The sequence below is a fragment of the Candidatus Saccharibacteria bacterium genome (assembly GCA_012965045.1).
Taxonomy (GTDB): domain Bacteria; phylum Patescibacteriota; class Saccharimonadia; order Saccharimonadales; family DTSZ01; genus DTSZ01.
Map to the genome: position 1 here is coordinate 249,623 of DTSZ01000001.1, position 13,423 is coordinate 263,045.

Annotated in this window: 14 protein-coding genes; 3 read left to right on the plus strand and 11 right to left on the minus strand. The window is 43.6% G+C overall.

Translation table 11 applies throughout. The features are described 5' to 3' along the window. Nucleotides 1-9: 9 nt before the first annotated feature. Complete coding sequence (locus tag EYO12_01215; GenBank protein ID HIA91721.1) at nt 10-351, plus strand: tRNA-binding protein; 342 nt, start codon at nt 10-12, stop codon at nt 349-351. On the opposite strand, the gene EYO12_01220 is transcribed toward EYO12_01215, so the two are convergent. From EYO12_01220 to EYO12_01255, 8 genes are all read right to left on the minus strand, one after another. Further along, on the minus strand, nt 348-1,751 hold the full coding sequence (locus EYO12_01220; GenBank protein ID HIA91722.1) for a cysteine--tRNA ligase: 1,404 nt from the start codon (nt 1,749-1,751) through the stop codon (nt 348-350). The two genes, EYO12_01215 and EYO12_01220, sit on opposite strands and share 4 nt — an antisense overlap. Then, nucleotides 1,748-2,725, minus strand: a complete 978-nt coding sequence (locus EYO12_01225; GenBank protein HIA91723.1) for a hypothetical protein — start codon at nt 2,723-2,725, stop codon at nt 1,748-1,750. The genes EYO12_01220 and EYO12_01225 overlap by 4 nt, the downstream gene beginning before the upstream one ends. A gap of 4 nt (nt 2,726-2,729) precedes the next feature. Continuing rightward, entirely contained in the window at nt 2,730-3,335 is a 606-nt protein-coding gene (gene recR, locus EYO12_01230) for a recombination protein RecR (protein HIA91724.1), read from the minus strand. Nucleotides 3,336-3,349: 14 nt separating this feature from the next. Further along, the gene (locus EYO12_01235) at nt 3,350-3,649 is read right to left on the minus strand and encodes a YbaB/EbfC family nucleoid-associated protein (GenBank protein HIA91725.1); all 300 of its coding nucleotides are present in this window, start codon (nt 3,647-3,649) and stop codon (nt 3,350-3,352) included. Between the two features lie 72 nt (nt 3,650-3,721). Further along, entirely contained in the window at nt 3,722-4,927 is a 1,206-nt protein-coding gene (locus EYO12_01240) for a hypothetical protein (GenBank protein HIA91726.1), read from the minus strand. Beyond that, on the minus strand, nt 4,924-6,279 hold the full coding sequence (dnaB, locus tag EYO12_01245) for a replicative DNA helicase (GenBank protein ID HIA91727.1): 1,356 nt from the start codon (nt 6,277-6,279) through the stop codon (nt 4,924-4,926). The genes EYO12_01240 and dnaB overlap by 4 nt, the downstream gene beginning before the upstream one ends. Nucleotides 6,280-6,282: 3 nt before the next feature. Then, complete coding sequence (dnaX, locus tag EYO12_01250; protein ID HIA91728.1) at nt 6,283-7,782, minus strand: DNA polymerase III subunit gamma/tau; 1,500 nt, start codon at nt 7,780-7,782, stop codon at nt 6,283-6,285. A 123-nt stretch (nt 7,783-7,905) separates the two neighbouring features. Continuing rightward, entirely contained in the window at nt 7,906-8,409 is a 504-nt protein-coding gene (locus tag EYO12_01255) for a hypothetical protein (protein ID HIA91729.1), read from the minus strand. Between the two features lie 160 nt (nt 8,410-8,569). Here EYO12_01255 and EYO12_01260 point away from each other — a divergent pair, with 160 nt between their 5' ends. Beyond that, the gene (locus tag EYO12_01260) at nt 8,570-8,878 is read left to right on the plus strand and encodes a hypothetical protein (GenBank protein ID HIA91730.1); all 309 of its coding nucleotides are present in this window, start codon (nt 8,570-8,572) and stop codon (nt 8,876-8,878) included. 58 nt (nt 8,879-8,936) lie between these two features. On the opposite strand, the gene EYO12_01265 is transcribed toward EYO12_01260, so the two are convergent. Further along, nucleotides 8,937-9,368, minus strand: a complete 432-nt coding sequence (locus tag EYO12_01265; protein HIA91731.1) for a 50S ribosomal protein L7/L12 — start codon at nt 9,366-9,368, stop codon at nt 8,937-8,939. Between the two features lie 57 nt (nt 9,369-9,425). Then, the gene (locus tag EYO12_01270; GenBank protein ID HIA91732.1) at nt 9,426-9,959 is read right to left on the minus strand and encodes a 50S ribosomal protein L10; all 534 of its coding nucleotides are present in this window, start codon (nt 9,957-9,959) and stop codon (nt 9,426-9,428) included. 209 nt (nt 9,960-10,168) lie between these two features. Here EYO12_01270 and EYO12_01275 point away from each other — a divergent pair, with 209 nt between their 5' ends. Continuing rightward, entirely contained in the window at nt 10,169-11,233 is a 1,065-nt protein-coding gene (locus tag EYO12_01275; protein ID HIA91733.1) for a hypothetical protein, read from the plus strand. Here EYO12_01275 and tmk read toward each other — a convergent pair. Further along, a complete protein-coding gene (gene tmk / locus EYO12_01280) occupies nt 11,211-13,421 on the minus strand; it encodes a dTMP kinase (protein HIA91734.1) in 2,211 nt (736 codons plus the stop codon). The genes EYO12_01275 and tmk overlap by 23 nt on opposite strands. Nucleotides 13,422-13,423: the final 2 nt, after the last annotated feature.

Here is a 13,423-nt window from a genome sequence, read left to right on the forward strand (position 1 = left end):
AAGGAAAATATGAAGCCCCTTGTAGACTTTGCTACGTTTAGTGCCCTGGATATACGCGTTGGCACAATTATTGCGTGCAGGCCATTCGAGCGAGCTCATAAACCCGCTTATCGTCTATCAATAGACTTCGGTGAACAATTAGGCACATTACACACCAGCGCGCAGCTTACGCACCGCTATGCCGTGGGCGAATTGAAGAATAAAAAAGTTGTGGCAGTTGTTAATTTCCCCGAAAAAGATATTGCTGGTTTCAAGAGTCAATGTCTAGTGCTTGGTGCAATTGGTGAAGACGGCGATGTTAGTCTGCTAGCGGCCGATGAACCTATAGAAAATGGTCAAATCATAGGTTAAAGGATTCTGCTCCACATAATTCCGCTTGGACTATCACTCAGCTTAATGCCGTGTTCATTGGCCAGCTTGGATCGTATCTCGTCAGATTGGTCGTAGTTTTTCTGTTTTTTGGCCGATGCGTAGGCATCAACGAGCTCTTTTTCTTCGGGTTCAATGTCGATTACCCCAAGAAAGTCGAGCCCAAGCAGCTGGTCAATTTGTTTAAGTTGTTTCTTCACTTCTTTAAGCGCAGAATCAGTAACAGATGATTCTTGAATGTGCTTTAAAAACTCTTCGAGCGACACTAAGGCTTGTGGTGTGTCGAGGTCGTTATTTAAATGCTCGACCAACTCGTCTAACTTAACCGACTGCTGCGATAGGTCATAGCTTGGCTGAGAGTTCGGCTGATATATACGTTCAATTGTTTGATAGAACCTGTTCAAGCGTCGGCTGGCGGCGCTTAGGCTGTCCCAGCTAAAGTTAGCTTGGGTTCGGTAATGCGATTCTAGATAGAGCAGACGTAGGTCGAGCGGGTCATAGCCTTTTTCAATGATGTCGGTCAAGGTATAGACATTCCCTTTTGATTTCGCCATTTTTTCACCATCAACTGTAATGAATTCGTTGTGCATCCATATTTTTGCAAACTCGACGCCAAAAGCACTCTCACTCTGAGCGATTTCATTGGTGTGGTGGACGGGGATGTGGTCAATTCCACCTGTGTGTATGGTGATAGACTCGCCAAGGGTAGCTGCGGCAATAGCCGAACATTCAACGTGCCAACCAGGGAACCCTACGCCCCACGGGCTTTCCCATTCCATGTCTCGTTGGTGGTTTTTTGGAGAAAACTTCCATAACGCAAAGTCAGTTGGCTGCCTTTTTTGGTCATTTTTTTGTACCCGAGCCCCCTCTTTGAGGTTTTTTATATCTAAACGAGCTAACTTACCGTAATCAGTCAATTTTGACGTATCAAAATAAACACCATCGTCTATGACGTAGGTGTAGCCTTTGTCTTCTAGGTTTTGAACAAGGCCAATTTGTTGCTGGATGTATTCTGTTGCCCGAGCTAAGTGTTCGGGAGCTATTATGTTTAAGTCGTGTGCTCCGTCCTTGAATTCTTCAATATAATGGTCGGCCACGTCCCATGCGGTTTTTCGTTGCGCTGTGGCGGTTTTTTGCAGTTTATCTTCACCTTCGTCGCCATCGCCAACCAAGTGTCCTACATCAGTTAAATTCATAGTTTGTACTACATCAACAAAATTAAAATCTAACACTCGTCGCAGAGTATCGTCGAAGACAAACTTTCGCCAATTGCCAATATGTGGACTTAAATAAACGGTCGGGCCACAGGCATAAATAGAAATTGGTCGAGCATCTGGAATTGGCTCTTTTTTTCTGGTCATAGTGTTGTAGACCTGCATCATGCTTGCTCCGATAGGTCATAGAATTGCTTTAGAACCTCTTTTTTAAGTTCAGCTAAGTCGGTTCTTTTAACTTTAAAGCCTGCTGCAAATGGGTGCCCACCTCCACCAAAATGCTCAGCTAAACGATTGCAAAACGGAGCATCATTTATTTCGCGTAGTTTTGCTGTTATACGGTCTTCGTAAACCTTGAAGGCAATCGCCATGCGAATACCTTCAACTGGCCGGAGCTCTTCCATAAAAAGTGCGGCCGGGTTGTACAAGTCGCTGTGCTCTTTAATTTCTTCTAATGGAATGTCCACAGTTGCAAGTTGATTGTCAAAATGAAACTCTACTCTACTCATTAAGGCTTGTTTATATTTAAATATTGAAAAAGGTTTTTTACCGAGCTCTCGCCGTCGTTCATCGAGCTGGCCGAGATTAATATTGTGATCAATCACTAATGAAGAGAATGTCGCAATGGTAGAGTTTGTAGTTCCGTGGCTGGTTAAGCCAAGGGTGTCGCCGAGTATGGAGTAAATCATCGCTTTGGCTGCATTTTCTGGGATTTCCCATTCGAGTTCCTGAGTGCACTCGTATAATAATTCGCTTGTAGCAGCTTTTGTTGGGTCATTAAAGATAGTCGCATTTTGTATGGTTGCTTCACTCTTGTGGTGGTCAAAAATAACCGTTGGTGTGGTGGTTATGTCAAATAATTGCATGGTTTTTTCTACCAACGACTCAGCGCTGGTATCGACAATGATTACTAAGTCACTCTTGGTATCGAATTCTGCCGAAACCTGCTCCCAGCCGTTTATGTATCGTAAGTATTTAGGAATATCGACTGCGCAGTGTTGGTGGACAGTTTTACCGAGTTTTTGCAGTATTTCACCAAGTGCAATGGCAGAACCGAGGCTGTCAGCGTCTGGGTTTTCGGCTTGAACAACAGTGATTGTACTTGATTGCTCGACTAAGGTTTTAAAAGCGCTGTAATTCATAGCGTTATATATTAAGTTTCTGTCTATGTTCAAGGGCACGGGCTAACGTTTGGTTGTCAGTGTATTCGATATCAACGCCAACCGGGATTCCACGAGCCAATCGAGTTACGTCAACTGCGTTATTGTCAATGTGCTGCTGAATGTACAGAGCGGTAGATTCGCCTTCGACACTGGCATTAGTAGCTAAGATTACTTCGGTGACAGAGTCGTCTTTAATGCGCTGCAAGAGCTGACTAATAGTTAGATTCTCGGGCTGAATACCATCTAGCGGTGATACAAGTCCACCAAGAACATGATATGTCCCTTTGAACTGGTCGGTTTTTTCAATGGCGATCGCGTCAAGTGGGTCAGCAACCACTAGCACTTGGGTTTTATCGCGGTGATTGTCGAGATAATGCTCAGAAACATCTTGGCCTGGTTCTACAAACACAAAGGTTTTTTGGCAAAACGCCACACCGTTGTGCAGGTTTTTTAGAGCATCAGCTAATTTAGAGCTCACACCGGGTTCTTTAGACAATAAGGCGAGAGCATAGCGCTCTGCACTACGCGAACCAACACCAGGAAGCGATTTAAGTTCATCAATAAGGGTGTTTAGAGCCTTTGGCAGCATAGTTGACTACGTTACTACAGCCCTAAATTACCAAGTCCTCCACCGCCTAAGAATGGTTTCATTTTCTCAGCAGCTTCGGCTTGTGAATTTTTTATAGCATCTCGAAAGGCGTCTTTAAGCCAGTCTTCTAGTTCGCCAATATTTTCTATATCAACTTTTTCTGGATCGATTTCTACATTTTTTACTTTTTGTTCGCCAGTCATTTGAATTTTTACAGCGCCTTCACCAGCTTCAACTTCAACCACTGTTTTGGCGAGCTGTTTCTGTACTTTACGCATCTGCATAACCATTTTAGCTTGATCAAATTTACTCATTACTCCGCTCCTTCGTTGGATTACATCTGTGTTCTAAATAGTTATTGTACAGTAGTCAGAGGACTTAGACTACTAAAACTCAAGCGTGATGTCTTGGCTATACTGGCTTTGAGTTTCGCTAATTCTTCCCCAGAACAAAAAACTACGACTTACGTTTAAAAGCAGCAAAACCGCAATAACTATCCACACCATAGCAATGGCTGTGGTTTTTCCTGTTTTATTTCGAGGCAGTATTAAGTGCCAGCTGTCCCGTATGTAGCGAACCCCGCCAATAATAAAAATTATAGCTATAGGTAAGAAAGCGCCAATAAACTCGATGCTCACGCCGTGAATAACACCAACTACAACAGAGCCGATCAATAACGCACTCATAATTTTGTAACGGTTAGCTTTGAACTTCCGTCGCAGCAGCAGTACGCCTAGCAGCAGTAATGTAATTTCGGCAAAGGACAATAGCCCCCACTGAGTGGGCATAGTAAGTGGATTATTGGCTCCAATAGCTACGAACCGTCCAATTTGCTCTACGTTTGATAGTAGTGAGTCGGTGGTTATTTCTGACCACGGCCACAATTGCGGGTAGCTCCGGACAAGGAAAATCATAAACGGTAATGCCAACAAGAACATTACAATAACCGATACACGATGTCCTGTGTTTAGTTGGATCTTAGTGAGTTTCGTGACACGCAGTAACGCCAAAGCAAGAATACATATAAAAATCCAGCCATATACTCCAGCATAGAGTGCCAGGAGCATGCTTAAAACAACCAATACAATTGCTTGGCTTCGGCCTCGACTTAACTGGGTGACGCCTATTAAACCAAGACACAGCACAATTACTAGATAGCCAAGTGATGCTTGAATTGACGTAGCAGCTAGTAAAAAGCCAATATTGGTTGCAAGTAAGGTAGTGCCAATCAACGCGTCTTTGGTGCCAAACCATAGTTTAAGTAGTATAAAGAAACTAAAAATACCGCCCATCGACAACAGTACTGGTATAAATCGAGCAACGGACCCTGAACCTAATAGCTCCACGGTGTTTAATTGCAAAAGCCAATACGGTAAATCAATAACCGACATTGGCACATGCATAAGGTCAAAACCGAAAGTGTTTTGGTACGACTGCTGAAACTGCGATGCTTCAAGCTTTGTGAATAAGACAGGCATCATACTGGTAAACCAAACCAGTAACGCGCTCAGAACGGCTAAAAAACTAAACGACTTTACGCCACTGCCGACGTCGTTTTCTAAAATAATTAATTTTTCTTTTTTATTGTTCATAGTTCTGCAGGAATTTCTACTGATTCATGTCTTCGATCAAGGTTTCTAAATGCCAACTGTTCTGGGTGGAAGAACAATTCTACTTTACCAGTTGGACCATTTCTGTGCTTTCCGATAATTAGGTCTGTAATATGGCGACGTTCTGTTTCTTCATTATAATAATCTTCGCGGTATACAAACATAACAAGGTCGGCATCCTGCTCGATCGAGCCTGACTCACGCAGGTCGGATAATTGAGGAATTTGAGGGCTTCGTTGCTCTACAGTACGAGACAGCTGACTCAAGGCAATCACCGGCACATTTAGCTCCCTGGCTAAGGCTTTAATGCCCCGAGATATTTCTGAAATTTCTTGCACACGGTTACCGTCACTTTTTGTTGAACCACTCATTAATTGTAAGTAGTCGATAATAATTAAACCAAGGTTATGCTTGTGCTGTTCGCGTCGAGCTTTGGTGCGCATTTCTAAGGCGCTGATGCCCGGCGTATCATCTATAAATATAGGAGCTTCACTTAAGCTACCCATGGCTTCGCCAAGTTTTTGAAAATCTGCATCGGTTAAACGTCCGGTACGGAGGTTCCAGGCGTCAATACCTGACTCTGCAGACAGCATTCTGTCAACAAGCTGTTCTTTACTCATTTCCAGACTGAAAATAAGAACAGGTTGGCGTTCTTTGGTAGCAACATGCTGGGCAATGTTTAGCGCCAGTGTTGTTTTACCCATCGCAGGTCGAGCCGCCAAGACGATCATGTCGGATCGCTGCAGCCCAGCTAATTTATTGTCTAGGTCGTTAAAGCCGGTAGCGATTCCTCGTAACCCACCCTTGTTTTTGTGAAGTTCATCCAGTCGCTCAAAACTACCGTCAAGGATTTCTTCAATTGATGAAATGTCTTGACGAATATTTTGTTGGCTAACTTTAAACAGACGCTCTTCAGCTTGGCTTAGTAGCTCACCTGTTTCAGCTGACTCGTCGTAGCCTAAATTAATTATGTCGCTCGATGCCTGTATGAGCCGACGTAATGTTCCCTTTTTATGAACTATTTCAGCATAATGCGGCGCATGAGTCGCTGTCGGTACGCCGTTGACCAGATCTGTTAAATAAGCACTTCCGCCAATTATTTCTAATTGCTCGATTTCTTTCAGTCGATTAGAAATAGTTAAAACGTCGATAGGACGACGTTTTTCATATAAATCTAGAATTGTTTCGTAAATTGTTTGATGTCGCTGCTCATAGAAATCTTCGGCTACCAGAACATCGCCAATGCGCACTAACGTATCACTATCAAGTAGGATTGAGCCGATTAAACTCTTTTCGGCTTCAATATTTTGTGGTGGAATTTTTGGATCTGCCATACTCTATGCCCCTAATTCTATAACATCGCCACCAAGTATATCAGTTACTTTCTTTAAGGAAGCTGGTCTGTCTTCCTTTTGGCTTGTTTTTTGCGACGGTATTTTTTTGTCTGCCAGTACTGTTTCGTATGGTACTAAGCCTCCGAACACCTCTGTTAGCACCGCTTCAAAATCCTTGGACACCGAACTTTGACGGACTTTTTTTAGATGAAGCGGAAATCGAAACGCCAAAACAAGAATATTGTCTTGCATTGAAGCCGTAGACTGCCGCAGAGAGCTAAATAAGCTGTGACTTTTATTTCGTGCTTTTTCAATAACTCTCGGCCAGTCAGTTGCAAGGTCGATATCGTAGGACTCTAGAGGTTGGCTGGGTAATGTTTTAGATTTGGCTGCTTGGGTTGAGGGTTCTGGCTGGTCGCCAGCTGGCTTTGGTTTTGTCGTCGGTGGTGTCTTAGTTTTTGAGCGAACTATAGATGGTGCTGGTTTTGTAGGCTGCGGTGAGGGGCGTGGTTGCTGTGACACTGCTGGAGCACTGCGTACTGGGGTGTCAATTGTAAGATTAACCATGGCTAGTTCTAAGGCGATTTCTGGACTATGGCTAATTTGCACCTTCATCATTGCATCAACAGCCGCCGGGTTAACACTAGCTGGCTGAGAGCGCATTTGCTGGCGCCAATATTGAATCAACTGAGCCGCGACTGATTGCGCTGTTGTGCCTTGCTCATAAAAATCCTCAAGCACGCTAAAGGCGGCATGAGTATCGTTAGCCTCAATGGCATCAACCAACTGCTGAATAGACTCTACGGCTAATAAACCAAGCATGTCTAAAATACTCTGTTTGTTGATGTTTTTGCCGCTGGAGTGAGCAGCTTGATCAAGCAGAGACAGAATATCCCTAAAACTGCCTTTACCTTGCTCCGCAACGATCTGGGCTGCTTCTGAATCTATTGTAATATCCTCTTGTTTAGCTACGGCATGAATGTGCTCTATAGCCTCTTTGGTGTTAATTGGCTTAAAGCTGTGTCGTTGAGTTCGAGAAATAATTGTAGCTGGTAATTTATGCGCCTCGGTAGTAGCTAAAATAAATACTGCATGCGCTGGTGGCTCTTCTAGTGTTTTAAGCAACGCGTTAAAGGCCTCTTTAGTGAGCATATGAACTTCGTCAATAATATAGACCTTGTATTTAAGCTGGCTTGGCGCAACGTGAATAGTTTCGCGCAGGTTCCTAATTTCTTCGATACGTCGGTTACTTGCTGCATCGATTTCGATGATATCTAAATATTGTGTGCCTTCGTCCTGGAATTCGATATCGTTAATGGCATGAGCAAAAATTCGGGCAGTGGAGGTTTTTCCGACACCATGCGGACCGGTGAACAAATAAGCATGCGAAATTGAACCCTTTTTAAGAGCGTTTTTAAGTGTTGTCGTAATGTGGTCTTGGCCAATTAGTTCGTCAAACGATTTTGAACGGTATTTGCGATACAGTGCAACAGGTTGCGACACGTGGAATCCCTCACTTGTTTAGTACATATCAGTATAACCGAAGTGTGGCTATGGGCAGGGTTTTAAATTCACTACAATAAAACACCTTAATGTGAATAACTGGGAAAACTTATACTAAAAAGATTAAATTGCAGCTTCGATTGCAGCCCAGTCAGCGTCTGTGTCGTCTTCTGGGACAATTACACTGATTTGGTCGCCTTTTTGTGCTCTAAAGTAGGTTACAGAGGCCATTAAGACGTGGTACATCTTACCATTTACATCAACAAAGTATTGACCGTCTTCCATAATAAGGGTGCCGATAATTGTTTTACGCGGTACTGGACCAATTTGCTTGTAGGTAAAGCCGCCGTCGTCACTGATGGTGAGTTTTAGAATATCGCCTTGGACTAATTTAGATTTAGACGCGTAGTTGGCTGGGACTGGATATTGTTTTCCGTCTGGACCCATCATGCTTTGACCGTCAAAGACACCTTCGATTACTTTTCCAGTTGGAGCTTCTTGAGGTACAACGACTTCATCGTCGCCCAATAAACTAATAAGCAGCTCTTTAGCGGCCGCCAAATTTGTCTCTGCCTCATCAATTAATTTTCGCAGGCGTTTAACCTGCTTATCTGCTAGTTCTGCCATGTTTGTTACATACCTATCGATTTTGTTTTAAATCTGATATTGGTTTAAACGTAACAGATTATATCAGAGTAGTCAATTATGCTGTGGATAAATCACACCCTTCGTTTGTCAAACCACATAGTTAGTATATAGTATACCTACACTGTACGAAGGAGAATTTATGGAAGCATACGAAAGAGAATTTATGGAAGCCCCAACTTATTCTGAGCTTGGAACAAGAAGAATACCGCCACCATGTGTCGGCAGTGTTGTCGATCAGTTAACCACCGAACCTAAGGATGGTGAGATTGACGAAATGGGTATTGAAGCTTTTGAACAAGCAATAGTGAGCGAGACTGATAGAAGTCTAACTTTCGAGTGTGCCGCAGGAAATTGTGCACTTGTCGGTGTCCTTAATAAAGAGCCGGATGGCGGCAAGAGCGTGGCTTATACAGGTGCCTGCGATAGAAACATAGACTTTAATAAATAAAAATCAAACACTAAAAAAGGGGCATGCAGCCCCTTTTTTAATATGTTTAGCAAGTCTTCTATGCTAATTCAACAGTAGCGCCAGCTTCTTCAAGCTTAGCTTTTGCTTCTTCAGCTTCTTCTTTGCTTACTTTTTCTTTAACGGCTTTAGGAGCGCCGTCAACGATAGCTTTTGCGTCAGCTAAGCCAAGACCAGTAATGTCTTTAACAGCCTTAATAACTGCAACTTTTTGACCGCCTGCTTCTTTAAGCATTACGTCGAATTCGCTCTTAGCGTCTTCAGCAGCTTCTTCACCGCCTGCAGCTGGTGCAGCAGCAACAGCCATTGGTGCAGCAGCGCTTACACCGAAGTGATCTTCAAGAACACTTACAAGTTCGCTTAGGTCGAGAACGCTTAGTTCTTCGATTTCTTTTACAAGTTTTTCAAACTTTTTTGGAATTTCTTTCTTTTCTTCAGCTGGTGCTGACTCAGTAGATTTGTCGTCTGCCATATTATTTCCTTATACTTTATTACTTTATGAACTTTTTACCTGAAATTCTTAAGAATTTCAGCCTTCTAATTGTTGTTTGCGTGCGTTAAGTACATAACCTAACGAACGAATATTGCCACTGAGCACTCCCACAAAACCGGTAAGCGGTGCAGCGATTGTGCCAACCACTTGTCCTCGCAAAATGTCTTTGCTCGGTAGTTTTGAAAGTGCAGTAATTTGACTTGCATCAAAGACTTCGCCGTCTGCATTAAAGCCCCCTACGAATTCTAATGCGTTGAATTCTTTCGCAAACTGAGCCAAAATTTGGGCCGGTGCTACTTCGTCTTCTACGCCAAATGCTATCGCAAGTTGACCTGTTAGCATTGAGTCGTCTACGTCTTTGAGGGTGTCATTCTTACTAAGGGCAAGTTTAACCAAACGGTTCTTTGCCACTGTAATCGTTACACCTTCAGCTTTTGCTCGTCTTCGCAGTTCTTGGAACTGCTTAACACCTAAACCTGAGTAGTCGACCAATACAGTCATCTTTGACTGTGCTAGTAAATCACTGATCTCAGCAACAATCTCTTCTTTTTTGATCCGAGATATTGCCATTAATCACCTCTTTGTTAATACTTTTTGCCTCAGAATTAAAAAAAACTTTGGCGCCTACTGCCAAAGAATCGAATCGTAAAACATTATGTTTCACTGCCTCGGTAGCTTCTTATATTCACTTATAGCGAACGCTACTGTCTTTGGAAGTAATCGTACATAACAATACATCGCTCTTGACTTTTAGTCAATATACTTCATATTCGAGTTCAATGAGTGAAATTAGGTGCAATTTTCAACCACCAGATACAAACGGTGAACTATTAGAATTTCATCGCTCTAGTAATGCCCGAGCCCAGCTGGCTAGTTTAGTTGATAGTATTGCTGAACATTATGATGCTAGCGAGCCAGAAAGCGCTACTGCAGACCACGAGATAGCTACTATTACTTCTATCGCTGAGGCCGTAGGGTCATGTGTCCGTTTTCAGCCGGACGTTATGCCGTGGGAACGTAAGCCTGAAGGAGACTGCTTTACATTTACATGGTTAATCGCCGATAGCCTTGATCGATGTGGGTTTGACTCACGAATTGTTTTTAGCAACGGGCATGCCTTTAACATGGTGCTTGGTGAAAACAATAGACACCACATAATCAACGGTGAAACAAAAGCAATGTGGCTGTTTGATGACGGGACGCCTAGCAGTGTTGCGTCGACAATGTTTGATTATGAGCACCTAGAGCAGCAAGGGCTGCGTGAAATGAACGATAGTCACGGTTTAACGGTAAACTTTAAAACATATGACGCAAAACAACACGCTATTCAGGCAAGTGGCGGTAAGCTCGACCTGCCGTATCTTGGTCACACGCTACCCTTTGCAACTCTCATGACGCCAACATATGGGCGACAGGCTTTGTTTACCTACCACTATTTCCATGAAGCGTTAGTAAGCGGCTATTTTCTAGAAGTAGCGGCAGCAATTGACGGGCTTACTGCTGCAAATCCATACCCTGAAACCAGGCAACGCCTTAATCCAGATCTAAAAAAATTCAGAACAAACGTAAAATTCTGGGCTCAATTACCAGGCATAGAAAATAGCGATTTGTTGCATACGATAACGCAATATGGTTGTGCTATGCCCGACACTAAAGGTATGCGGCAGTTTCTAGGAGACTGTATTCGTGATGTTGCTCAACAGCGTCAAGACGAGCAGCTTGTTGAACTCGCTAAATCGTATTACCACGCAGCTTATGTATCAGGAAAATATGATAAAACGCTGCAAGGAAAACTTAAAAAAGCCGAAAGAATTCAAGCTGCTATTGTAGCTGCTGCAACTTAAACTGGGTGTAGCGTTCGGCTGCCAAGCGAGTTAGCTCAGGGTCTTCGTCTTTATTGACGAATTTCATAGCTGCAGCAATATTTGGGTGAACTTCACTTAAGCGCTCGTGTAGCTGGTTAATTAATCGGCGGTAGCCTGGGTGGCCTTGTGGCGCACTGCGTAATTCGTGAAAATGAAACGCCTGACGAGCGTTGTACGTTATTTTCCAGCGCATTTTGTGCCCCATTAAGGTTGCGTATTGTGCCTCTTCATACATTCCAAGCGCTTGTAGTCGACTGTACAGCTCGTAGCTTAAGTCAAAACATTCCTCAAACAAATCACTCAAACCTGCTTCTTCTACCAGGTCAGGAATTTCATAGCCATAGCGCGGAGTAAGGAGTTGCCACTCAAGACCGTCGACAATTCGGTGGCGCTGTAGGTCGCGGAATATGCCGTAGTCGCAGACAATGTCCCAGGTATAGTGAATGTGCTCTAATGCTCGCCCTGGTTTGTGGCGACGATTGAGTCGCTCGCCAATGTACTCATTAAAAACAGCTACTTTTTTATCATACGACCATGAGTTTACTTCTTTCATGATCTCATCAAGGCTTAGGTTCGACTGTTCGTATAGCATATATGGCACAATATCGATTTCGTTTCGGTGGGACACATCAACGAGAGTTGATGCTGGATAATCATTACTATATGACGGCAACGACTCCTCTACGAGCTTTTTAAGATTGTTTCGCTTCGTAGCCATGTAGGCACTTGTGGCTCCGCCTCGATCGGGCTTGTCGGCTCGTTCAAAAAAGGTTGGCGCTACTTTTCTGACTTCGTCGAGTAGTTGATTTCCAACTGTTTGTGATTCTGTTAGTTCTTCGCTTCTGAGCCGCATAATTAACGCTTCTAATGCCTGACCGCTGGCAAAAATACCAACTGTAGCGGTTGTTGCTACTGGTAGAAGTGGCCGAGCAGCGTCACAGGCCTGAGCCCGAGTTGCACCTTTCCAGGCAACGTCACGTTCTGACTCTGGAGTTTCGTCATTACTGCGCACATAATCCGTTAATTTATGTACAATTTCCGAGTAACGATCAAATATTTGATCCATAGTTTGGGTGTAATGCTGCGCTGTTGTGGAGTCGAAATTATTTGGGGTGTAATACCGATAGTTGCCGTTTTTGTCTTTTTGATCAAAATAAATGTAGCGAGTAGATTGCTCTAAGTAGGCAGCTAAGCGGCCCCACTCCAGCTTTTTCGTCATTAGATTAGAGGCGTTTTCTACGACAACATGCATTCCAGTTAACTGCTGTACAGAATCATCGCCGTAGGCGGTAATCACTCGCTTAAGAAGATTTTCGTCTTTACCGGCTTTACCTGCAAATTCATCTAGCAAAGTAACTCGCATGTCGTCACCGCGCCGGCTTAAGCGAGCCATAGCAGCAGCCACGGTAATTGGTGACATCTCTCCAGTAAAGGCGTATACGTTGCCGGTGGTGTTGGTGACGGCTTTATCTAGGTAGTCTAGGCCAGCTTGGGTAATTTGGTAACGACCGTCTACTTTTTCGACAAGTTCACTGTCTTCAATTGGTTTTGAATTGCTTGGCTTGTTGATTGTCTGGCGCACCTCTTCCCATATGAGCTCAGAAACTTCAGCTACGGTGCCGGATGCATCAAGTACAGGAGCGCTCATTCGCTTTGCTTCTATTTTGTAGCCTTCTCGGACTGTATCGTGAAACTGTGAATTCATGTCCTCGAAGTAGTCAGTTACTCCACGTTCGTTTCTGCGATGTACAGCCACAGCAGGCTCTACATCTAATACTATGAATTTATCAGGTTTCTGAAGTTCAGTAGCAAAATCGCAAACCGCACGCACCTTTTCAATATCTAGTCCTTCACCATGACCTTGGTAGACAATAGTTGATAGATAACTCCTGTCTGCAATAACCCACTTACCACTGTTAAGTATTTGACTAATTTCTTGCACCACTTCTACTCTGGCTGCGTTAAAAGCAAGCACGTTTGCTTTAGTGCTACGCGGTGGGCCTTCTAAAATTAATTTTCGCATCTCCTGAGCAAAAGGAGTGCTTCCAGGTTCACGCATTACTACCGCGTCTATATTTGCTTGCTTTAAGTGTTCCACAAGTAACCTTGCCTGTGTCGTCTTGCCTACACCTTCCCCACCCTCAAGGACGATGTATTTACCTCTCACGC

Excerpts from the sequence above, each read along its gene's own strand:
- EYO12_01215 (HIA91721.1), top strand. The coding sequence starts at position 10 with ATGAAGCCCCTTGTAGACTTTGCTACGTTTAGTGCCCTGGATATACGC.
- EYO12_01220 (HIA91722.1), bottom strand. The coding sequence starts at position 1,751 with ATGATGCAGGTCTACAACACTATGACCAGAAAAAAAGAGCCAATTCCA.
- EYO12_01225 (HIA91723.1), bottom strand. The coding sequence starts at position 2,725 with ATGAATTACAGCGCTTTTAAAACCTTAGTCGAGCAATCAAGTACAATC.
- recR (HIA91724.1), bottom strand. The coding sequence starts at position 3,335 with ATGCTGCCAAAGGCTCTAAACACCCTTATTGATGAACTTAAATCGCTT.
- EYO12_01235 (HIA91725.1), bottom strand. The coding sequence starts at position 3,649 with ATGAGTAAATTTGATCAAGCTAAAATGGTTATGCAGATGCGTAAAGTA.
- EYO12_01240 (HIA91726.1), bottom strand. The coding sequence starts at position 4,927 with ATGAACAATAAAAAAGAAAAATTAATTATTTTAGAAAACGACGTCGGC.
- dnaB (HIA91727.1), bottom strand. The coding sequence starts at position 6,279 with ATGGCAGATCCAAAAATTCCACCACAAAATATTGAAGCCGAAAAGAGT.
- EYO12_01255 (HIA91729.1), bottom strand. The coding sequence starts at position 8,409 with ATGGCAGAACTAGCAGATAAGCAGGTTAAACGCCTGCGAAAATTAATT.
- EYO12_01260 (HIA91730.1), top strand. The coding sequence starts at position 8,570 with ATGGAAGCATACGAAAGAGAATTTATGGAAGCCCCAACTTATTCTGAG.
- EYO12_01265 (HIA91731.1), bottom strand. The coding sequence starts at position 9,368 with ATGGCAGACGACAAATCTACTGAGTCAGCACCAGCTGAAGAAAAGAAA.
- EYO12_01270 (HIA91732.1), bottom strand. The coding sequence starts at position 9,959 with ATGGCAATATCTCGGATCAAAAAAGAAGAGATTGTTGCTGAGATCAGT.
- EYO12_01275 (HIA91733.1), top strand. The coding sequence starts at position 10,169 with ATGAGTGAAATTAGGTGCAATTTTCAACCACCAGATACAAACGGTGAA.